This window comes from Candidatus Methylomirabilota bacterium (assembly GCA_035709005.1).
Lineage (GTDB): Bacteria > Methylomirabilota > Methylomirabilia > Rokubacteriales > CSP1-6 > 40CM-4-69-5.
In genome coordinates this window covers 55,062-76,006 of sequence record DASTFB010000080.1, presented here as the reverse complement: position 1 = coordinate 76,006, position 20,945 = coordinate 55,062, and the positions used below count along the sequence as shown (strand labels likewise).

General features: G+C 69.9%; 15 protein-coding genes and 1 tRNA gene. 12 read left to right on the top strand and 4 right to left on the bottom strand.

What is annotated here, in order from left to right; translation table 11 throughout:
* The first annotated feature begins 67 nt into the window (after positions 1–67).
* From VFR64_13930 to VFR64_13920, 3 genes are all read left to right on the top strand, one after another.
* Complete coding sequence (locus VFR64_13930) at positions 68–856, top strand: carbohydrate ABC transporter permease (protein HET9490839.1); 789 nt, start codon at positions 68–70, stop codon at positions 854–856.
* A 256-nt stretch (positions 857–1,112) separates the two neighbouring features.
* Positions 1,113–2,207: a Fic family protein gene (locus tag VFR64_13925; protein ID HET9490838.1), complete on the top strand. Its 1,095-nt coding sequence runs from the start codon at positions 1,113–1,115 to the stop codon at positions 2,205–2,207.
* Between the two features lie 56 nt (positions 2,208–2,263).
* Positions 2,264–2,605 carry a type I restriction-modification system subunit M N-terminal domain-containing protein gene (locus VFR64_13920; GenBank protein ID HET9490837.1) on the top strand — a complete coding sequence of 114 codons (342 nt, stop codon included), beginning with the start codon at positions 2,264–2,266 and terminating at the stop codon, positions 2,603–2,605.
* A 191-nt stretch (positions 2,606–2,796) separates the two neighbouring features.
* On the opposite strand, the gene VFR64_13915 is transcribed toward VFR64_13920, so the two are convergent.
* The 4 genes from VFR64_13915 to treZ all read right to left on the bottom strand — a co-directional run bounded on the left by VFR64_13915 (position 2,797) and on the right by treZ (position 6,520).
* Positions 2,797–2,872: transfer RNA gene (locus VFR64_13915), tRNA-Phe, on the bottom strand.
* A gap of 31 nt (positions 2,873–2,903) precedes the next feature.
* Positions 2,904–3,350, bottom strand: coding sequence for a copper chaperone PCu(A)C (locus tag VFR64_13910; GenBank protein ID HET9490836.1), 447 nt, complete (start codon positions 3,348–3,350; stop codon positions 2,904–2,906).
* Positions 3,347–4,669, bottom strand: coding sequence for an aminotransferase class III-fold pyridoxal phosphate-dependent enzyme (locus VFR64_13905; GenBank protein HET9490835.1), 1,323 nt, complete (start codon positions 4,667–4,669; stop codon positions 3,347–3,349). Before VFR64_13905 ends, VFR64_13910 begins: the two co-directional genes overlap by 4 nt.
* Before the next feature lie 54 nt (positions 4,670–4,723).
* The gene (gene treZ, locus VFR64_13900) at positions 4,724–6,520 is read right to left on the bottom strand and encodes a malto-oligosyltrehalose trehalohydrolase (protein ID HET9490834.1); all 1,797 of its coding nucleotides are present in this window, start codon (positions 6,518–6,520) and stop codon (positions 4,724–4,726) included.
* Positions 6,521–6,584: 64 nt separating this feature from the next.
* On the opposite strand from treZ, the gene VFR64_13895 reads away from it, so the two are divergent.
* The 9 genes from VFR64_13895 to VFR64_13855 all read left to right on the top strand — a co-directional run bounded on the left by VFR64_13895 (position 6,585) and on the right by VFR64_13855 (position 20,907).
* Complete coding sequence (locus tag VFR64_13895) at positions 6,585–8,279, top strand: 1,4-alpha-glucan branching protein domain-containing protein (protein ID HET9490833.1); 1,695 nt, start codon at positions 6,585–6,587, stop codon at positions 8,277–8,279.
* Positions 8,280–8,283: 4 nt separating this feature from the next.
* Positions 8,284–9,522 (top strand): glucose-1-phosphate adenylyltransferase, encoded by a 1,239-nt coding sequence (glgC, locus tag VFR64_13890; GenBank protein HET9490832.1) that lies wholly within the window; start codon positions 8,284–8,286, stop codon positions 9,520–9,522.
* Entirely contained in the window at positions 9,519–11,918 is a 2,400-nt protein-coding gene (locus VFR64_13885; protein HET9490831.1) for a DUF3536 domain-containing protein, read from the top strand. Before glgC ends, VFR64_13885 begins: the two co-directional genes overlap by 4 nt.
* The gene (treY, locus tag VFR64_13880) at positions 11,915–14,731 is read left to right on the top strand and encodes a malto-oligosyltrehalose synthase (GenBank protein ID HET9490830.1); all 2,817 of its coding nucleotides are present in this window, start codon (positions 11,915–11,917) and stop codon (positions 14,729–14,731) included. The genes VFR64_13885 and treY overlap by 4 nt, the downstream gene beginning before the upstream one ends.
* The gene (locus VFR64_13875; GenBank protein HET9490829.1) at positions 14,728–15,393 is read left to right on the top strand and encodes a DUF5752 family protein; all 666 of its coding nucleotides are present in this window, start codon (positions 14,728–14,730) and stop codon (positions 15,391–15,393) included. Before treY ends, VFR64_13875 begins: the two co-directional genes overlap by 4 nt.
* Before the next feature lie 109 nt (positions 15,394–15,502).
* The gene (locus VFR64_13870; GenBank protein HET9490828.1) at positions 15,503–16,690 is read left to right on the top strand and encodes a glycosyltransferase; all 1,188 of its coding nucleotides are present in this window, start codon (positions 15,503–15,505) and stop codon (positions 16,688–16,690) included.
* Positions 16,687–17,979, top strand: a complete 1,293-nt coding sequence (locus tag VFR64_13865) for a glycosyl transferase family 2 (GenBank protein HET9490827.1) — start codon at positions 16,687–16,689, stop codon at positions 17,977–17,979. Before VFR64_13870 ends, VFR64_13865 begins: the two co-directional genes overlap by 4 nt.
* On the top strand, positions 17,980–19,935 hold the full coding sequence (locus VFR64_13860; protein HET9490826.1) for an alpha-1,4-glucan--maltose-1-phosphate maltosyltransferase: 1,956 nt from the start codon (positions 17,980–17,982) through the stop codon (positions 19,933–19,935).
* A 120-nt stretch (positions 19,936–20,055) separates the two neighbouring features.
* Positions 20,056–20,907, top strand: a complete 852-nt coding sequence (locus tag VFR64_13855) for a neutral zinc metallopeptidase (protein ID HET9490825.1) — start codon at positions 20,056–20,058, stop codon at positions 20,905–20,907.
* The last annotated feature ends 38 nt before the right edge of the window (positions 20,908–20,945 follow it).

Sequence of the window (20,945 nt, the reverse complement as noted above, 5' to 3'; positions counted from 1 at the left end):
ACGGGGGTGATATCGCGTGAGGGCAGAGGCCGATGGGATCGCGGGGCCGGCGCCGCGGGGGCAGTGGTTGGAGAACGCGGCGGCGCTGCTGCTCGCGGTGCTGTGGATCCTGCCGCTGGCGTACGCGGTGTGGGCGGCGTTTCATCCGCCGGAGTATGCGACGCGGTTCGACCTCACGGCGCCGCTGACGCTCGGGAACTTCCAGCGGGCGTGGGCGGTGGCGCCCTTCGCGCGGTACATCGTGAACACTGTCCTCCTGGTGACCATGGTGCTGGCCGCCCAGTTCGTGCTCTGCACGCTCGCCGCCTACGCTTTCGCGCGCTTTGCCTTCCCAGGACGCGACCTGGCCTTTGCCCTGGTGCTCGTCCAGATCCTCATCGTGCCCGAGGTGCTCCTGGTCGAGAACTACACGACGCTGAGCCGCCTGGATCTCGTGGATACCGTCCCCGCCATCGGCCTACCCTACATGGCCTCGGCCTTCGGCATCTTCTTGCTGCGCCAGACCTTCAAGCAGGTGCCGCGCGACCTCGAGGAGGCGGCGCAAGTGGAGGGGGCCGGCGTGCTCCGAGTGCTCCTCTCGGTCTACGTGCCGCTGGCCCGGCCGACGTATCTCGCCTACGGCCTGGTCTCGGTCTCGTACCACTGGAACAACTTCCTCTGGCCCCTGGTCGTCACCAACTCGGTGGAGACCCGCCCCATCACGGTCGGGCTCGGCATCTTCGCGGCCCCCGAAACGGGCGTCTCGTGGGCCGTCATCTCGGCGGGCACGCTGCTGTCGGTGGCCCCGCTCCTGGTGGCCTTCCTGCTCTTCCAGCGGCAGTTCGTCCAGAGCTTCATGCGCGCCGGCATCAAGTAATCAACCGACCGAACATTGAGCGATGTCCAACAGCGGTTCCGCGCTATCGAGCGCTGCCGGCAGCACTGCTGCGCCGAGCCTTCGACGGAGAACTTTGAAGAAGCCTCCTCAAGGCGCCCGAACTGATATTATCGGTTCTGGCCATGGTCGAAAATAGAGCTCGGGGCTGTTTGCGGTGGCGAAAATAACGCGCGGCCTGACGCGGATGGCGGCTCCAGGGCGCGCGGGCCAATTGCCCGGTAGAGGGCGACCCCATGTGCCGGACCCGCTGCCGCCTCGGATCACCTGGACACCGGCCCTTGTGGGAGCGCTCTCCGACGCCGATCGACTCATCGGGCGACTGGCCGGAGAGGGAGGTCGGCTGCCCAATCCGCACCTGCTGATCCGGCCCTTCATACGCCGGGAGGCGGTGCTGTCCAGCAAGATCGAGGGTACTCAGGCAACGCTGGGAGAATTGCTCGCCGCAGAGGCCGGGATGGCGGTGGATCGCAGCCCGGACGACCTCCGCGAGGTAGCCAACTACGTGGTGGCCCTCGAGCATGGGATTGCCCGACTGAGCAGCCTGCCGCTCTCCCTTCGTGTCGTGCGCGAGTTGCACAGCAAGTTGATGGCCGGCGCCCGGGGCGACCGGGGGCGGCCCGGCTATTTCCGCGACGTGCAGAACTGGATCGGCTCGCCCGGAGTCGGCATCGAGGCGGCCATCTATGTTCCGCCGCCGCCCGACCAGGTGCTGCCGTGTCTCGATGCGTGGGAGAAGTTTCTGCACGACCGTTCGCTGCCGCCTCTCGTCCAGGCGGGGCTCGTCCACTACCAGTTCGAGGCCATCCACCCGTTTGTGGACGGTAACGGCCGGGTGGGGCGGCTCCTCATCACACTGTTCCTCATCGAGCGGAAGGTGCTGCCGGCGCCGCTGCTGTACCTCAGCGCCTTCTTCGAGGCCAATCGGCAGGCCTACTACGCGCGGCTCCAGGGCGTGCACGAGCGGGGCGAGTGGGAGGCGTGGCTCGGATACTTCCTGCGGGGAGTCGCCACGCAATCGACCGACGCCCTCTCCCGGGCCATACGGATCAATGCCCTTCTCGAAAAGTGGCGCGACAAAGCGGTGAGCGCGGGGCTGCCGGCAGCCGTACGACTGGTAGACCTGCTCGCCGAGAACCCATACTGGACGACACGTCGCGCTGCCGAGCGCCTGAAGGTGGCCTTCACGACTGCACAGCGCGCGGTTGTGAAGCTCGAGACGCTCAACATCATGCGCCAGGTCAACGAGGCCAAGCGCGACCGCGTCTACTGCGCCACGGCGTTGCTCAAGCTCCTGGAAGAGCCGGCCCGGCTCGACGATGGGGAGAACTGATAGCCCGGCGTGACGCCACGAATGGCAACGGCAAGCGGCTGGCCAGCCAGCAGTCGGTGAACGCGGCCGTCAAGTCGATCTGCGACATCATGCGGCGGTCGAATTGCGCCGGCGCGCTCCAGTACGTTCCCGAGCTGACGTGGATCCTGTTCTTGCGCATCCTGGACGAGCGCGAGACGTGTGAGGCCGAGGCGGCTGAGGCGGTGGGGGCGGAGTTCACGCCGTCACTGGAGCCCGGGTTCCGCTGGCAGGATTGGGCCGCGCCCGAAGGACCGAAGCGCCAGCTCCTGGGCAACGCCACGCTCGGCGCCATGTTCTCGTTCGTGCACGAGGAGCTCTTGCCCTATCTCAAGGGCCTCCGCGACAAGCCCGGAGCGGAGCCGGGCGCGAACACCTGACGTCGGGACCTCTCCCGTGCGGGCCTTCGGCGCGGGCGTCGCCTGCGCGTCTCTGTCCGCGGCCGCGGATCCTCTTTGTCGGGAGAGCCTCCGCTCTCCAGGGTCAGCGTCCCAACGCCAGGTTCAGTGACAGCTCTGGTGAAACTTCGGTAACCGCAGCTGACAGGGCATTCGGCAAGTGGCTGAAAATCTGGTGGGCAGGGACGGGATTGAACCGCCGACACCAGGATTTTCAGTCCTGTGCTCTACCAACTGAGCTACCTGCCCACCAGGAGCAGAAAGGATACCACGGGGCCAGCTACTCGACGACGGTGACGAGCCCCAGCGGGCCGGACTTCTCGAAGTGCAGCGTGACGATGATGACCTCGCCCGGCGTCAGCGTGCGGGTGAAGTTGGCCAGCGCGATGTGGGGGCCGCCACGCTCGAAGCTCACGACGGTGGCCCCGGCGATCTCGACCCGGCCGATGCGGTCGCCGCCGGGGCCCCGCAGCTCGGTGGTGCGAGCCAGCCGTGACTCCGCGCCGGTGAGCGCGTCGCCGTACTTGCCGGTGCTGTTGAGCTTGAAGTAGACGGCCGCTTCGTGGCCGCTGGCCGACCGCACGGCGCGGCCGGCCTCGGGGCGCAGGCGGACCCCGCCCACGTCGACCACGCTGGGATAGTAGGTGCAGCCGCCCGCCAGCCCGCCGCCGGCGAGGGCGAGCCAGGCGAGCCCGATCCCCGCGACGGCCGCCGGGCGGCGTCTCATGCCGCGCCGAACACCCGCTCGGCGGCCATCGCCCGGAAGGCGCGCGCGTAGGCCGCAATCGTCCGGGCGATGTCCTCATCGGTGTGGACGGCCGACACCCAGCCGTGGTTGGCCGAGCAGTCGACGCCCTCGTTGAGCAGCGCGCAGCGCAACAGATGGTAGAGGGCGCCCCGGCGCGGCCGGTCGAAGCCCGCCAGGCCGGGCTTGCCCTCGAACGACACGTGATAGATGGACGCCTCGCCGTAGCAGGTGCCCGGCACGCCGGCGCGGCGCATCGCCTCGGCCAGCGCCCGCCGCAGCTCCTCGCCCGCCTTGCTGGCCCGCGCCTGCAGCGAGGCGTCCGCGCAGAGCTCGAGGGTGGCGATGGCGGCGGCGGCCGACAGCGGGTTGGCGTTGAAGGTCCCGGCGTGGGCCACCCGCTGGCTGCGGTCCCAGTCGGGATCGCCCCGGAACGCCATGATCGACATGATGTCGCCCTTGCCGGCGAGTGCTCCCCCCGGCAGGCCCCCGGCCACGATCTTGGCCAGCGTGGTGAGGTCCGGGCTGACGCCGAAGTACTCCTGGGCGCCGCCGGGCGCATAGCGGAACCCGGTGATGACCTCGTCGAAGATGAGCACCACGCCGTGCCGTTCGGTGACGGCCCGCAGCTCGGCAAGATAGCCCGGGATCGTGGGCGTGGTGCCGGCCTGGCCGCCCGCCGGCTCGAGGATGACCGCGGCGACGTCGCCGCGGGCCAGCGCGGTCTCGACGGCCTTGATGTCGTTGGGCGGGCAGATCACCACCTGGTCCATGGTGGCGCCGGGCACTCCGGCCGACATCGGTACTTCGTAAGGCGGGTTCACCGCGGCCACGGCGCCGTCGTGCCAGCCGTGGAAGTGGCCCGCGAGCTTCACGATCCGGGCACGTCCCGTGTAGGCGCGCGCCACGCGCATGGCCAGGTGCGTCGCTTCCGTGCCCGACATGGTGAAGCGTGTGAGCTCGGCACAGGGCACGAGCTGGTTGACGAGCTCGGCCCAGCGGATCTCCAGCTCGTGGCTGGCCCCGAAGTGCGTGCCGCGCTCCATCTGGGCTTGCACCGCCTTGACCACCGCGGGGTGGCAGTGGCCCAGGAAGAGCGCGCCGTGACCCATCCAGTAGTCGATGTATTCGTTGCCGTCGACGTCCCACTTGCGGGCCCCGCTGGCCCGGTCGATGTAGGGGGCGAAGGGCTGCAGGTGACGGATGTCGTGGGTGACTCCGCCCGGGATCGACTGGCGCGCCCGCTCGGCCAGGCGCCCCGAGATCGGGTGCCTGACCAGGAACGTCTCGCGAATCGTCATCGCGCTTGCATGATACTCGATCCCGCCGTGGGCCCTACCGCTCGGCCGACGCGGTTACCGCCTTGCTTCGTACAGCAGGACCTGGAAGGGTTGCAGCCGCATCGGTGGCCGCCCCGGCGTGGCCGTGCCTCCGAAGCGCTGGTCGGCGCTGTCGAGCAGCAGCCGCCGCGACGACTCCGGCGTCCACGGCTGGGCCTCGCCCGTGAGGTTGGCGGCCAGGTGGAGGGTCTGGCCGGCCGGCGCGCTGCGGGTCAGCGACAGCATCGTGTTGCCGGGCGCCAGGCTGGCCTGGGCGAGTTGCTTGTTCGCCGCGCCCAGCGCGGGATGCGAGCGGCGCAGGGCCAGCCAGGTTCGGTAGTACTCGCGCAGGCCCCGGCGGCGCGGCGCCGCGGCCAGGGAGTGGTTGAGTCGCGAGCGCACGAACGTGGCCGGGTCGCCCGGGTCCGGAACGGTCCCTTGCCAGGCGAAGCGGCTGAACTCGGCCGTCCGCCCCCGGCGGACGGCGGCGGCCAGATCGGAATCGAGAAAGGAGGTGAAGAATTGAAACGGCGCCGTCTCGCCGTACTCCTCGCCCATGAACAGCAGCGGCAGGGCCGGCGCCGCGAACATCAGCGCGGCCGCCAGCTTCAGGGCCTCGAAGGGAAGGATCACGCTCAGACGGTCCCCCCGAGCGCGGTTGCCCACCTGGTCGTGGTTCTGGATGCAGATGACGAAGTGCTCGCCTGCCAGGTCTGCGCTCGACGTGCCCCGCGGCCTGCCGAAGTATTCCGACGGCTCGCCCTGGAACGCGAACCCCTCGATGAGGGCCCGGGTGAGCTGACGCGGATCCCCGAAGTCGCCGTAATACCCGCCGCGCTCGCCGGTGAGGAGCACGTGCACGGCGTGGTGGAAGTCGTCGGACCACACGGCGTCCAGGCCGAGCCCGCCCTGTTCCGGGGGCAGGACGATCTGCCGGTCGTTGTCGTGCGACTCGGCGACGATGTGCACGGGCCGGCCGAGCCGAGCCCCCTCCTCGCGGGCGGCCTCGGCGATCTCGGTGAGGATGTGGAGCGGGCTCGCGTCGAAGGTGGAGTGGATGGCATCGAGCCGCAGCCCGTCGATGTGGTACTCGCGGGCCCAGGCCCGGGCGTTCTCGACGAAGTGCCGCCGGACGGGGGCGCTGTCGGGGCCGTCGAAGTTCAGCGCCTGGCCCCAGGGTGTCTTGTAGCGGTCGGTGTAGTACGGGCCGAACTCGGCCAGGTAGTTTCCCTCCGGGCCGAGATGGTTGTAGACGACGTCCAGCACGACGCTGAGCCCGTGGCCGTGGGCGGCGTCGACCAGCCGGCGCAACCCCAGCGGCCCACCGTAGGTCGACTGCGGCGCGAACAGGTGCACGCCGTCGTACCCCCAGTTGCGGGAGCCCGGGAATTCCGCCACCGGCATCAGCTCGACCGCCGTCACCCCCAGGTCGGCCAGCGCCTCCAGATACGGGATGACGGCCTCGAACGTCCCCGCCCTGGTGAAGGTGCCGACGTGCAGCTCGTAGAAGACCAGGTCGGCGCGGGCGTGGCCGCGAAAGTCCGCGTCGGTCCAGGTGAACGCCGTCGGATCGACCACCACGGAGGGCCCGTGCACCCCTTCGGGCTGCCACCGGGAGACCGGGTCCGGCCGGTAGCGCTCGCCGTTCAGGCGATACTGGTAGCGGGTGCCCGCGCCCAGCCGGGGCAAGGTCAGCGAGTAGACGTCGTCCTCGCCCCGCCACAGCGCCTGGCTGGGGCGGCCCTCGATGACCACCTCCACGCTCCGGCACCGCGGAGCCCAGACGCGGAAGGTGACGCTATCATCCTGGAGGCTTGCGCCCAGTCCGTTCATACGGTCCAATGGAGGCACTGCCGGCCGGTGACATGCCGCAGGTCCCGATGAAGGGTGCGTGGCGATGAGTTATCCGTTTGCCCTGGTCCTCCATACCCATCTTCCGATGGTGGTCAACCACGGTCGATGGCCCCATGGTAGCGACTGGCTCTGCGAGGCCGCGTTCGAATGCTACCTGCCGCTGCTGGAGACCGTCCACCGTCTGATCGCCGACGGCATCTCGCCCAAGTGGACCATCAACGTGTCGCCCGTGCTCGCCGAGCAGCTGGCCTCGCCGGAGTTTCAGCACGAGCTGGCCTTCTACCACGACAATGTCCGCCGGGCGTGCGCCGAAAGCCGTGAATACTTCGAGCGCGAGGGGCGCCACGAGCTGGTCAAGCTCACCCACTTCTGGGAGGCCTTCTACGAGCGGATGTGGGAGCTCCACCGCCGCATCGGCGGCGAGATCCCGGGCACCCTGGCCGACCTGGAGCGGCACGGCCACCTGGAGATCATCACCTGCGCCGCCACCCACGGCTACTTGCCGCTGCTGTCCCGCGACGAATCGATCCACCTGCAGCTGCGCACGGCGGTGGAGACGCATCGCCGTCACTTCGGGCGCGCTCCCCGAGGCATCTGGCTGCCCGAGTGCGCGTACCGCCCGCGGTACGAGTGGACGCCGCCGACCGGACGGGAACAGGGCAAAAACCCTCGCCTGCGGCCTGGTCTCGAGGAGATGCTGGCGGCCCACGGTCTCGAGTACTTCGTCGCGGACTCCCACCTCATCGCGGCCGGCGCGCCGCTGTTCCTGTATCACGACTACTTTCCCCTTCGCGGCGAGCTGACCAACACGCTGCCCGAGATCCCGCGCGCCCCCAAGCGCTCGCCCTATGCGCCGTGGCGGGTCGCCTCACGCGGAGGCGTGGGCCATGCCGTGGCCTTCTTCCGCGACCCGCGGACCACGCTCCAGGTGTGGAGCCGCGAGCACGGCTATCCCGGCGACTTCACGTATCTGGAATTCCACAAGAAGCACTTCCCGGGCGGTCTCCGCTTCTGGCGCATCACCGATGCGGCCCGGGATCTGGGCAGCAAGGTCCCCTACGACCCCGAGGCCGCCGGGCAGGTCGTGCGCAACCAGGCCCGGCACTTCGTCGAGCTGATCACGCAGACGACCGCGGCGGCCAGCACCGACGGCCAGAGCGTCGTCTGCTCGCCGTACGATGCCGAGCTCTTCGGCCACTGGTGGTTCGAAGGGCCGGCCTGGCTCGAGCAGGTCGCCCGCAACTTCGCGGCCGCCGGGGTGACGCCGGTCACGCTGGCCGAGGCCCTGGAAGCGGCGCCACCGCGCGGGACGGTCTCCCTGCCGGAGGGCTCGTGGGGCGAGGGCGGCGATCACCGGGTGTGGCTGAACCCCGACACCGAGTGGACGTGGGAGAGGGTCTACAGCGCCGAGAGCGAGTGGGCCGACCTGCTGCAGCGTCTGCCGGCCGGCGGCAAGGACTTCCGCCGCGTGCTGGCCCAGGCCTCGCGCGAGCTGCTGCTGCTCCAGGCCTCCGACTGGCAGTTCCTCATCACCACGGCCGCGGCCCGGGACTACGCGGAACGGCGAGTGGCCGAGCACTACGCGGAGTTCAAGAGCCTCGCCGAGCTGGCCCGGGGGCTGGCCGATGGCCAGCCGCTGACGCCGGAGGCGGCCGGCATGTTGCGCCGGCTGGAACGCGAGGACTTCTGCTTCCCGGATCTCGACCCGGCCTGGGCGGTGGCCCCTCGCTCGTCCTGACGGAATGCGGCGACCTCGCGTCCTGGTGATGATCATGGCCGGCGGCAAGGGCGAGCGCCTGCATCCGCTCACCCGGGACCGCTCCAAGCCGGCGGTGCCGTTCGGCGGGCGGCACCGGATCGTCGACTTCGTGCTGTCGAACTTCGTCAACTCGGAGATGCTCTCCCTCTACGTCCTGGTGCAGTACAAGTCGCAGTCCCTCATCGAGCACGTCCGGCTGGCCTGGCGCACGACCGGCATCGTGCCCGATTACTTCATCACCATCGTGCCGCCCCAGATGCGGGCCGGCCCCGCCTGGTATCGGGGCACGGCGGACGCCGTGCTGCAGAACCTGAACCTCATCGACGACTTCAACCCGGATGTCGTCGCCATCTTCGGGTCGGATCACATCTACCGCATGGACGTGAACCAGATGCTGGCCTTCCACCTGGAGACCGGCGCCGACGTGACGGTGGCGGCGCGACCGGTACCCGTCGCCGAGGCCTCCCAGTTCGGCGTGCTCGGCGTGGACCGCGACCGCCGGGTAACCGACTTCCAGGAGAAGCCGGCTCGTCCCAGCGGCATCCCCGGCGGCTCCGGCGGCGCCCTGGTCTCCATGGGCAACTACCTGTTCAACCGCTCGGTCGTCGTGGCCGCCCTGCTCGACGATGCCCGGCGCAGCACCCAGCACGACTTCGGCCGCTCCATCATCCCCGAGCTGGTGCCGAACCGGCGCGTGTGGGCCTACGATTTCCAGCTCAACGACGTCCCCGGCGTGAAGCCCTACGAGGAGCCCGGCTACTGGCGGGACGTGGGCAACATCGAGACCTACTGGCAAGCGCACATGGACCTGCTCGGCGAAGAGCCCCGCTTCGACCTCAACAACCGCGAGTGGCCCATCCGCACGGGGCAGGTCCCCGGGCCGCCGGCCCGGCTCATCGGCGGCGACGTCGACAACGTCCAGATCGCCGAGGGCGCGTTCATCAAGCGAGCTACCATCCGGAACTCGATCCTGGGCCGCGGCGTGTGGGTGAACGAGGGCGCCCTCATCGAGGACTCGATCATCATGGACCACACCACGGTCGGCAAAGGCGCGCGCGTGCGCCGGGCCATCATCGACCGCTTCAACGTCGTCCCCGCCGACACCGAGATCGGTCTGGATCCGGCCGCCGATCGCCGCCGTTACCACGTCGATCCGTCCGGCCTGGTGGTGGTGCCTCGCGGCGGGCGGCGGGAATTCCTCCGCTCGCTGGACGAGGCATGACCACGTCCCGCTTCGTCACCATCCACGGTCACTTCTACCAGCCGCCCCGCGAGAGTCCCTGGCTGGAGGAGGTGGAGGTCCAGGACTCGGCCGCGCCCTATCACGACTGGAACGAGCGGGTCACCGCGGAGTGCTACGCGCCGAACACGGCGGCCCGCCGGGTGGACCGCGTCAACCGCATCCTCGACATCGTCAACAACTACGCCGAGATCTCCTTCAACGTGGGGCCGACGCTCTTCGCCTGGCTCGAGCGCCACGCCCCGGACGTGTACGCGAAGATCCTGGAAGCCGACCGGGTGAGCGCGGCGGCGCGCGGCGGGCACGGCAACGCCCTGGCGCAGGTCTACAACCACATGATCATGCCGCTGGCGCCCCGGCGCGACAAAGTCACCCAGGTCCGCTGGGGCCTCGCCGATTTCCGACACCGCTTCGGCCGCGAGCCGGAGGGCATGTGGCTGCCCGAGACCGCTGCCGACGACGAGAGCCTTCAGATCCTGGCCGAGGCCGGCGTCAAGTTCACCATCCTGGCCCCGCATCAGGCCTGGCGGGTGCGCCCGCTCGACGGGGACGCCTTCAAGGAGGTCAACGCCAGCGTCGACCCCAGCCGGCCGTACCTCTGGAGGGGATCCGGCGGCGCCAGCCTGACCGTCTTCTTCTACGACGGCCCCATCTCCCGGGCGGTCGCGTTCGAGGATGCGCTGGACCGCGGCGAACACCTGGTGGCGCGCCTCAAGAGCGGCTTCGACGACAACCGAGACGGCCCCCAGCTCGTGCACTGCGCCACCGACGGCGAGTCGTACGGCCATCACAAGAAGTTTGGCGACATGGCCCTGGCCGCGGCCCTGCACCAGATCGAGTCGGAGCAATTCGCCAGCCTCACCAACTACGGGGCCGTCCTGGCCAAGCAACCGGCGGCGTGGGAGGTGCAGATTCTCCAGGCCACCTCGTGGAGCTGCGCCCACGGCGTGGAACGCTGGCGGGCCGATTGCGGCTGCCGCACCCGTCCCGACTGGCATCAGCGCTGGCGGGCGCCGCTGCGCGCCGCACTCGACTGGCTGCGAGAGCAGATCGATACCTTCTACGAGGCGCGGGCCTCGGCGCACCTCAAGGATCCCTGGGAGGCCCGCGACGCCTACATCGAGGTCCTGCTGGACCCGCGTCCGGAGCGGCTCGGCGAGTGGCTGGCCCGCCACCAGCGGGTGCGCCTCGACGGCACGGCGCTGGTCGAGACCAGACGCCTGCTCGAGATGCAGCGCAACCGCATGCTGATGTTCACCTCGTGCGGCTGGTTCTTCGACGAGATCTCGGGGCTGGAGCCCGTGCAGATCCTCAAGTATGCGGCGATGGCGATCCAGTACTTCCGCGACCTCGGTGGCGGCCAGCTGGAGCCGGAGTTCCTCCGCCGGCTGGAGGCGGCGCCCAGCAACCTGGCCGAGTATCACGACGGCGGGCAGGTCTACCGCCGCCTGGTCCGCCCCGCCATGGTGGACCTGCGGCGGGTCGTCGCCCACTATGCGATCAGCGGACTGTTCGACGAGCAACCCGACGACACGAAGGTCTACGCCTGGCGCGTGCAACGCCTGGACGAGACCCGTGAGGCCTACGCGGGGACGATGCTGCGGATAGGCCGGGTGCACGTCAGCTCGGCGACGACCGGCGAGGCTCGCGATCTCGTGTACGCCGTGCTGCACTTCGGCGGCCACGATTTCTCCTGTGGCATCCGCAGCGACCCGGGCCCCGAGGCCTACGAGAGCCTGAAGGCCGACCTGCTCCGCCGCTACACCCAGCACAGCCTGGCCGACATGGTGCGCGGCCTGGACGAGCACTTCCCGCGTGACCTCTTCGGGCTGCCTCACCTGTTCCTCGAGGAGCGGCGCCGGGTGATGACCCGGGTCATCCAGGCCGTCCTGGAGCGCTACGAGCAGGCGCACCACCGCATCTGGGACGAGAGCCGCAAGCTGGTCCACTACCTGCGCGAGGCCGAAGCGCCCATCCCCGAGGTGCTCCGCGTCACCGGCAAGCACGTGCTCGAGCACCAGCTCACCGCCGAGCTGGAGCGCGTGCCCGACTCGGGAGCGCTGCCCGAGCGCGCCTTCGAGCTGGCCGAGGAGGCGCGCAGCCTCGGCTTGAGCCTCGACCTCGGCGCGTCGCGGCCGGTCATGATGCGCGCCGTGGCCGCGGTCCTGGACGCGCTGGCCGAGCAGCCGACGCCGGACCGGGTAGACGCGGCCGTCGCGCTGATCGAGGGAGCCCGGCGGCTGCCGGTCCGATTCGGTCGCTGGCACGCGCAGAACCGGTTCTTCCAGCTGTGGCGGGCCCGGCCGGAGGCGCGGCCGATCCTGCGACCGCTCGCCGATGCGCTGGACTTCAACCTGGCGGGAGATGCTCCACGGTGAGCGGCCCGGCCCTGGCGACGTACCGGCTGCAGCTCGGCCCTGACCTGACGTTCGACGCCGCCGCCGCGATCGTGCCGTACCTGGCCGCGCTCGGGATCTCCGACTGCTACACCTCACCGTTCTTCGAGACCGCCTCCAGCGGGTCGCATGGCTACGACGTCTCCGATCACAACCGGTTCCGGGACGAGCTGGGGGGCGAGCCGGCCTTCTCGCGGTTCGCCGAGGCGCTCCGGCGGAACGACATGGGGCTCGTCATCGACGTCGTGCCCAACCACATGGGCATCGCCCACAATCGCAACGCCTGGTGGTGGGACGTGCTCGAGAACGGGCCGGCGTCCCCTTATGCGGCGTACTTCGACATCGACTGGAACCCCGTCAAGCGCGAGCTCGCCGGCAAGGTGCTCCTGCCGATCCTGGGCGATCAGTACGGCGCGGTGCTCGAGCGGGGAGAGCTGACGCTCGAGCTGGTGGACGGCACCTTCCGGGTCCGCTACTACGAGACCGCCCTGCCGGTGGCCCCCCGCTCCTACACCCGGATCCTCAGCCACCGCCTCGATGAGCTCCAGGCGGCGCTCGGGGCCGAGCACCCGGGCTTGCTGGAGCTGAAGACGCTGGCCGCCTGGTTCGTCACGCTGCCCAGCCAGGAGGAGGTCGATCCCGAGCGCCGGGCCGCCCACCGCCGGGATCGCCAGCAGGGGATCGAGCGGCTGGCCGCCCTGCTGCTCACGGATCCGGCGATACGCGAGTTCATCGAAGACAACGTCCGGCGCTTCAACGGGACCCCGGGCGAGCCCCATTCCTTCGACCTGCTCGACGTCCTGCTCGCCGAGCAGGCCTACCGCATCGCCTACTGGCGAGTGGCCGGGGAGGAGATCAACTATCGCCGTTTCTTCGACATCAACGAGCTGGCCGCGCTGCGGGTAGAGAACCCCGAGGTGTTCGAGGCCACCCACCGACTCATCATGCGGCTCGTCGCCGAAGCCCCCGTCACCGGGCTGCGCATCGACCACCCCGACGGGCTCTACGCGCCGACCCAGTACTTCCAGTGGCTCCGCGACGGGGCGGCCCGGCCGGTGGCGATCTACGCCGAGAAGATTCTGGCCCCGGGCGAGCGGCTGCCCGCCTCCTGGCCGGTCGAGGGCACGACCGGATACGAGTTCCTCAATCTCCTCAACGGCATCTTCGTCGACCGCAGCCAGGCCCACGCCATGGAGCTCTTCTACGCCCGGCTCATCAAGGAGCGGCCACCCTTTTCCGACGTGGTGTACGAAGCCAAGAATTTGATCATGCAGACGTCGATGGCCTCCGAGATCAACATGCTGGCCCATCGCCTCAACGTCATCTCCGAGAAGCACCGCTCCTCCCGGGACTTCACGCTGCTGAGCCTCACCGGGGCGCTCCGCGAGATCGTGGCCAACTTCCCCGTCTACCGGACGTACGTCGGCGAAGGCGCGGGCCCCAGCGAGGCCGACCGCGACTACATCGCCCGGGCCGTGGCCCAGGCCAAACGGCGAACGCCCTCCGTGAGCGCGTCGATCTACAACTGGATCCAGGACATCCTGCTCCTGCGCCAGCCCCCGTGGGCCGACGAGGCGTATCGCCGCGAGCGTCTGGAGTTCGCCATGCGGCTGCAGCAGATCACGGGGCCGGTCATGGCCAAGGGCTACGAGGACACCGCGCTCTATCGCTTCAACCGGCTGGTGTCCCTCAACGAGGTCGGGGGCGATCCGGCGCGCTTCGGCACCCCGCTCGCCGAGTTCCATACCGCCATGGTGGACCGGCAACGCACGTTTCCCCGGGCCCTCAGCACGACGTCCACGCACGACACCAAGCGGGGCGAGGACGTGCGGGCCCGCATCAACGTGCTGTCGGAGATGCCCGAGGAGTGGCGCCACCGCGTGGTGGCCTGGCAGAAGCTGAACCGCCGGCACCGGTCGACGGTGGACAGCAAGCCCACGCCCGGCGCCAACACCGAGTACCTGATCTATCAGACCCTGGTCGGGGCCTGGCCCATCACCGCCGAGCGGCTGCGCGGCTACCTGCACAAGGCGATCCACGAGGCCAAATCCCACACGAGCTGGATCGAGCCGAACGTCCGCTACGACGAGGCCATCGACCGCTTCGCCGCGGCCATCCTCGATCCCGCCCAGTCCGCCCGGTTCCTCGCGGATTTCGTGCCCTTCCAGCAGCGGGTGGCCCGCTTCGCCATGTTCAACACGCTGGCCCAGACCCTGGTGAAGATCACCGCCCCCGGCATCCCCGATTTCTATCAGGGCACCGAGCTGTGGGACCTTAATCTAGTGGACCCGGACAACCGACGGCCGGTCGATTTCGCGCTGCGGCGGCGGATCTTGGAATCGCTGGCGGCCGAGGTCGACAGCGGCCACGACCTGCCCGGGTTGGCTCAGGACCTGATCAAGCACTGGGAGGACGGCCGCATCAAGCTCTTCGTGGTCCGGCAGGCCCTGGCCTGCCGCCGCCGCAACCCCGGGCTCTTCACCGAGGGGCTCTACCGGCCGCTGGACGTCGAGGGTCCGCTGGCCGAGCACCTGTGCGCCTTCGCGCGCGTGCGATCGGACCAGGCGGCGGTCACGGTCGTGCCCCGGCTGCTGGCCCGGCGGGGCGGCGAGGAGCCGCCCCTGGGACGGGGATACTGGGGGCAGGACACGCGCGTGGTGATCCCGACCGACGTGGGCGACCGCTTTCTCAATGCGCTGACGGGTGAACGTCTGGCCGCGGCCGGAGGCGGCCTGGAGGCGGCGAGCGCCTTCGCCAACTTCCCGGTGGCGCTCCTGGTGATGGAGGGGTCGTGACGACGGCGCCCAACGCCTTCACGTTCATCGGCTGCGTGGAGATCCGCCAGGCGCTGGATCGGCAGGCTCTGGACGAGCGCGAGCTCATGGACCGGCTGGAGGAGGTGCCGGCCGGGGCCGTCTTCTATCACACGCACGGGTACTTCCTGCGCCATCGGCCGCTCACCACGGCCTACGGCAACGACTTCGCCCGCTGGGTGGCAGTGGAGGTGCGCGATCAGGCCCTGGCCGAGCGGCTGGCCGTCGTCGATCCCTTCGAGTACGCGGACCTCGAGGCGCTCCGGGAAGAGCTTGTCACCATCATCAACGACCACCTGCGGCGTCTCAGCAGCGTGCCCCGAGCCGAGGCCGGGCGCGCATTCCACTTCCAGCAGTCGCACATCGTGCAGGTCGAGCTGGGCCCGCAGGCCACCACCCTGGCCGAGTTCCGCGAGGGCCTGGCCGGCGTGGACGCCAGCGCCATCTACTTCCACATGGTCGAGGCCCGCGCCCGGCTGGGCCGGCGCTCGGGCGATTTCGCCGAATGGCTGCGCACCTCCCTCGGCATGCCGGCGCTGGCCGAGCGCGTCGAGCGGATCGACGGCTACATGACGAGCCTGGAGCGCGTGCGGGCCCGTCTCCTGAGTCTGGTCGATGACGCATTGGAGAGCCAGTCAGTATGACTCCGGCAGCCTGCGCTTCGACTCCAATAAATCCGAGAGAGCCACGCAGCCACGCCGTACCCAGAACAGCCCACCCTCGGTCCAAGGCCGGCAGGCGGCACCCGTTACAATGACCCTCGACGACTATCGGCTGGTGGCGCCGCCGGGCGTCATCGACATCATCTACAAGCTCGCCGAGCGCGTGCGCGGACGCCGCACGCTGCACATGAGCGGCGGGCGCTTCGGGGGCGGTTCGGCCGAGTTCCTCCGGACCGCGGTCCCGCTCTTCAACGACCTCGAGATCGACACCCGCTGGGAAATCACCGGCGGCGACCCGGCCTTCTACGCGACCACGCGCGCCATGCAGGCGGCACTGGAGGGCGCCGAGCGCGTGCTGGCCGACGGGGCCCTGACGCACTGGACCGAGATGAACCGCCTCAACGCCAAGAAGATCTCGCTCGAGGCGGACCTCGTCCTGGTCCACGACGTCCAGCCGGTCAGCCTGGTGGCCAACCGTAGCAATGGGCGGTGGGTCTGGCGGTGCCACTTCGACTGCTCGCGCCCTCAGCGCCGGGCCTGGTCTCTGATCCGCCCCTTCCTCACCCAGTACGACGCGGCCGTCTTCGCGCTTCCGGAGTTCGGCCGGCGCCTCGACGTACCCCAGTACATCATCCATCCCTCTATCGACCCCCTGTCCGAGAAGAACCGCGACCTGATGCCGCGCGAGGTAGCCTCCATCCTGGCCGCGCTGCGGGTGGAGACCGACAAGCCGATCCTCCTGCAGGTCGGAGCCTTCGCGCCCGCTCAGGATCCGCTGGGCGTGATCAACGCGTACCGCCTGGTGAAGAAGCATCACGACGTGCGGCTCGTCGTCGCCGGCACCGCGGGCGACGAGCCGGAAAGCCTCGATGTCATGACCGAGCTCCGGGAGGCTGCGCACCACGACCCCGACATCGTGGTGCTGGAGCTGCCCCCCGACGCCTCGCTGCAGATCAATGCGCTGCAGCGCGGCGCCACCATCGTGCTCCAGAAGTCCGTGCGGGAAGGGTTCGGGCTCGGCGCCGCCGAGGCGATGTGGAAGAGCAGGCCGGTGGTGGGCGGCTTCGCCGGAGGCCTGCCCCAGCAGATCATCACCGAGGTCACCGGCTACACGGTGCACTCGATGGAGGGGGCCGCCTTCCGCATCCGCCATCTCCTCAACAATCCCGAGCTGATCGCCCGCATGGGCGCAGCCGGGCGGGAGCACGTGCGGCGGAGCTTCCTGGTCACCCGCCACCTCATCGACTCCCTGGCGCTGATGATCCATTTGCTGCGATGAGCGACGACGCGAGCCCGGACGCCGCGGCCGCCGCGACCGAACCCGTCGCCGAAGCCCCGCCCGTACCCCTGGACGAGCAGCTGGCTCGGGTGGGCACGCCGGACATCGCCGTCTGTCTGCTCACCTACAACAATGCGGCGACCGTTCCGGCCGTCGCCGAGGTGGCTCGGGCCGGCCTGGAGCGGCACTTCCCCGGGGCGGCGGCCGTGCTGATCAACGCCGATGCCGGGTCCTCCGACCGGACGCCCGAGCTGCTCGGCGCCGTCGGCCTGCCCGTCGTGCTGGCCCGCCACGACGCGCCGATGACCGAGCGGGCGGCCGTGCCGTTCCACGGCGTGCCCGGTCGCGGCAAGGCGCTCCGCCTGGTGCTGGAGGCGATCCAGCGCCTGGGCGGCCGGGCGGCCGTCGTGCTCGAGGCCGACGTGAGCTCCATGACCGACGAGTGGATCGCCAGGCTGCTCCGGCCCGTGTGGGAGGACAAGATCGACTTCGTGATCCCCGCCTACGCGCGCCACCGCTACGACGGGACCATCACCAATCTGATCCTGGCCCCGCTGATCCGGGCCCTGTATGGTCGGCGGCTGCACCAGCCGATGGCCGGCTCCCAGGCGCTCTCGCCGCGGCTCGTGGACCACCTGCTGGCCCACCCGCGCTGGCGGTGGAGCGGGCGCGACGTCACCGACCTCTGGATCGTTGGCACCGCGATCGCCGACGGGTTCGCCGTCCGCGAAGCCTGGCTGGGCGTCCGCCGTGTGGTCTCGCGCACGCGCACGACCGATCTGCCCACGATGGTGGCCCAGACCCTGGGCGCCGTCTTCGCCGTCATGGACCGCCATCCGGACCTCTGGCTGGAGGTCCGGGGCAGCGAGCCCGTCCCCGCGGTGGGCGAGCCGACGCTGCCGGCCACCGATCCGATGGCGGTCGACGTCGACCGCATGGTCGCCGCCTTTCGGCAGGGCCTGCGCGACCTGGCGCCACTCTGGGAGGACATCCTGGCTCCGGAGACCTTCGGCGAGGTCCTGGCCATCGAAGGCGGCGCGGGGACCCGGCTGAGCTTCCCCGACGACCTGTGGGCCCGGGTCGTGTACGACTTCGCCCTCGCCCACCACTACGGGGTCGTCCACCGCGACCACCTGCTCCGCTCGCTGGTGCCGCTCTACCTCGGCCGCACCGCCGCCTTCGTGCGGGCCACCGTCGACCGGGACGCGGCCGGGACGGAGGCGACCCTGGAAGCGGTGGCCGTGGCCTTCGAGCGGCAGAAGCCGTACCTCGTGGCGAGGTGGCGCTGAATGCTCGGCGACCCGGCCGACCCCCGCCGCACCGTCGTCATCGAGAGCATCGCGCCCGCGGTGGACGGGGGACGCTACCCCGTCAAGCGCGAGGTGGGCGACGTGGTGGAGGTCTCGGCCGACATCTTCAAGGACGGCCACGACGTGCTGGTGGCCTTCCTCAAGTACCGTCCCGCCCACGCGCGCGAGTGGCGGGAAAGTCTTATGAGCTTCGTCGACAACGACCGCTGGGCCGGCGGCTTCAGACTCGACGCGCTGGGTCGCTGGCTGTTCACCATCGAGGCGCTGCCCGATCCCTTCCAGTCCTGGCTGGCCGACCTCGACAAGCGGGTGGCGGCCGGGCAGGACGTGGGCAGCGAGCTGCTGGAAGGCGCGGCGCTGGTGGCCGCCGCCGCCCGGCGCGCGGGTGGGCCTGACGCCCAGGCTCTGGAGGCGTGGGCCCGGCGGATCGGCTGGCGCGAAGATCAGGCGGCGGCGGTCGGCGCCGCCCGCGAGCCCGCGCTGGCCGAGCTCATGGCCCGACACCTGGACCGGGCGGAGGCGACCGGGGCGGAGCGTGTCTTCGAGGTCGTGGCCGACCGGGAGCGCGCTCGCTTCGCGGCGTGGTACGAGTTCTTTCCCCGCTCCGGCAGCGCCGACCGTCACGGCACCTTCAAGGACGCCGAGGCCCAGCTCGAGCGCGCCGCCGCCATGGGCTTCGACGTCGTCTATCTGCCTCCGATCCATCCGATCGGGCGGACATACCGCAAGGGCCGCAACAATACGCTGACCGCCCAGCCCGGCGATCCCGGAAGCCCCTGGGCCATCGGCGCCGCGGAAGGCGGCCACACCGCCGTCCATCCCGAGCTGGGGACGCTCGAGGACTTCGATCGGTTCGTGGAGCGCGCCCACAACCTCGACCTCGAGGTGGCTTTGGACTTCGCCATCCAGGCCTCACCCGACCATCCCTGGGCGCGGGAGCACCCCGAGTGGTTCTTCCACCGGCCGGACGGGACGATCAAGTACGCCGAGAATCCGCCGAAGAAGTACCAGGACGTCTACCCGGTCAACTTCACCACCGCCGATCCCCGGCCGCTGTGGGAAGAGATGCGGCGCACCCTCGAGCACTGGATCGCCCACGGGGTCAAGACGTTCCGGGTCGACAACCCCCACACCAAACCCGTGAAGTTCTGGGAGTGGCTGATCCGGGCCATCCAGGACCGCCATCCCGACGTCATCTTCCTGGCCGAAGCGTTCACCCGACCGAAGATGATGAAGGTCCTGGCCAAGGCCGGGTTCACCCAGTCCTACACGTACTTCACCTGGCGCAACGACAAGCAGGAGCTCATCGACTACCTGACCGAGATCACCCAGCCTCCCGTCGCCGAATACTTCCGGGGCAACCTCTGGCCCAATACCCCGGACATCCTGCACGCCACGCTCCAGCGGGGCGGGCGGCCGGCGTTCAAGATGCGTCTGGTGCTGGCCGCCACCCTGTCCTCGCTCTACGGCATCTACTCCGGGTACGAGCTGTGCGAGAACGTGCCGTACGCCGAGGGCTCGGAAGAGTACCTGAACTCCGAGAAGTACGAGCTGAAGGCGCGCGACTGGGACGCCCCGGGCAACATCGTGGACCTGATCACCGCGGTCAACCGCTTGCGCCGGGAGCATCGCGCGCTCCAGCTCTACCGCAATCTGCGCTTCTACCCGTCGGACGATCCCCACGTGCTCTTCTACGGCAAGATGACGCCGGACCACCTGGACGTGGTGCTGGTGGCGGTGAACCTCGATCCGTCCGCCCCCCGCTCGGCGTGGCTCGACATCCCCATCCACGAGCTGAGCATGACCGACGACCGCCTCTACCGGCTCCACGAGCGGTTGACCGACACCTGGCAGGAGGTGCGCGGTTCCCGGCTGCGCGTGACGCTCGATCCCGCGCGCGAACCAGCCGCCATCTTTTCCCTGCACCGCAGCTGATCGGCGGGTGCCCCACGGCTGTCCGTGTCGAGGGTCGTCGGCTTGCATTCTGTGAGCGGCGGATGGACACTTGCGGCCACCATCGCGACGGTCGGCCGGGAACATCGAGGTGAAGTCGATATGAGATGGAGGAGCGGGCGGCGCAGCGAGAACATCGAGGATCGGCGCGGAATGCGGGTATCACCCCGCGTCGCCGGGGGCGGCATCGGCGTGATCGTCCTCCTTCTCCTGGCCCTCTTCTTCGGAGTCGACCCCAGCCTGCTCCTGCAGCAAGGCGTGCCCGAGATGGCGCCGGAGCAGAACGCGCCTCCGGCCACGCCGCGGACGGACGACCCGCTCCGCGACTTCGTCTCCGTGGTCCTGGCCGACACCGAGGACACGTGGGAAGCTCTGTTTCGCCGGATGAATCGGGTCTACGAGCACCCGCGGCTTGTGCTGTTCTCGGGCGCCGTCGAGTCAGCGTGCGGATTCGCCCAGGCCGCGGTCGGCCCCTTTTATTGTCCGGAAGATCAGAAGCTCTACCTCGACCTCAGCTTCTTCCGTGACCTGCGGGACCGGTTCGGCGCGCCCGGAGACTTCGCCCAGGCCTATGTCATCGCGCACGAGGTCGGCCACCACGTGCAGACGCTGCTGGGGATCAGCCAGGAGGTTCGGGGCGCTCAGCGCCGGCTGAGCCCTGCCCAGGCCAATGCGCTGTCGGTGATGCAGGAGCTCCAGGCCGACTGCTTCGCCGGCGTGTGGGCGCATCATGCGGACCAGTCACGACAACTCCTCGAGCAGGGTGACATCGAAGAAGGCCTCAACGCGGCAGCGGCGATCGGCGACGACCGGCTGCAGCGGCAGGGCCGGGGCTACGTCTCGCCCGAGTCCTTCACCCACGGCACCTCGGCGCAGCGCGTGGGTTGGTTCAAGCGGGGAATCGAATCGGGGGACGTCGGGCAGTGCGAAACGTTCAGCGCCCGCAACCGGTGATGCCGAGTTGCGGACCGCCGCCGAGGGCGTGATCCACC

Excerpts from the sequence above, each read along its gene's own strand:
- VFR64_13910 (HET9490836.1), bottom strand. The coding sequence starts at position 3,350 with ATGAGACGCCGCCCGGCGGCCGTCGCGGGGATCGGGCTCGCCTGGCTC.
- VFR64_13905 (HET9490835.1), bottom strand. The coding sequence starts at position 4,669 with ATGACGATTCGCGAGACGTTCCTGGTCAGGCACCCGATCTCGGGGCGC.
- treZ (HET9490834.1), bottom strand. The coding sequence starts at position 6,520 with ATGAACGGACTGGGCGCAAGCCTCCAGGATGATAGCGTCACCTTCCGC.
- VFR64_13895 (HET9490833.1), top strand. The coding sequence starts at position 6,585 with ATGAGTTATCCGTTTGCCCTGGTCCTCCATACCCATCTTCCGATGGTG.
- glgC (HET9490832.1), top strand. The coding sequence starts at position 8,284 with ATGCGGCGACCTCGCGTCCTGGTGATGATCATGGCCGGCGGCAAGGGC.
- VFR64_13885 (HET9490831.1), top strand. The coding sequence starts at position 9,519 with ATGACCACGTCCCGCTTCGTCACCATCCACGGTCACTTCTACCAGCCG.
- VFR64_13870 (HET9490828.1), top strand. The coding sequence starts at position 15,503 with ATGACCCTCGACGACTATCGGCTGGTGGCGCCGCCGGGCGTCATCGAC.
- VFR64_13865 (HET9490827.1), top strand. The coding sequence starts at position 16,687 with ATGAGCGACGACGCGAGCCCGGACGCCGCGGCCGCCGCGACCGAACCC.
- VFR64_13860 (HET9490826.1), top strand. The coding sequence starts at position 17,980 with ATGCTCGGCGACCCGGCCGACCCCCGCCGCACCGTCGTCATCGAGAGC.
- VFR64_13855 (HET9490825.1), top strand. The coding sequence starts at position 20,056 with ATGAGATGGAGGAGCGGGCGGCGCAGCGAGAACATCGAGGATCGGCGC.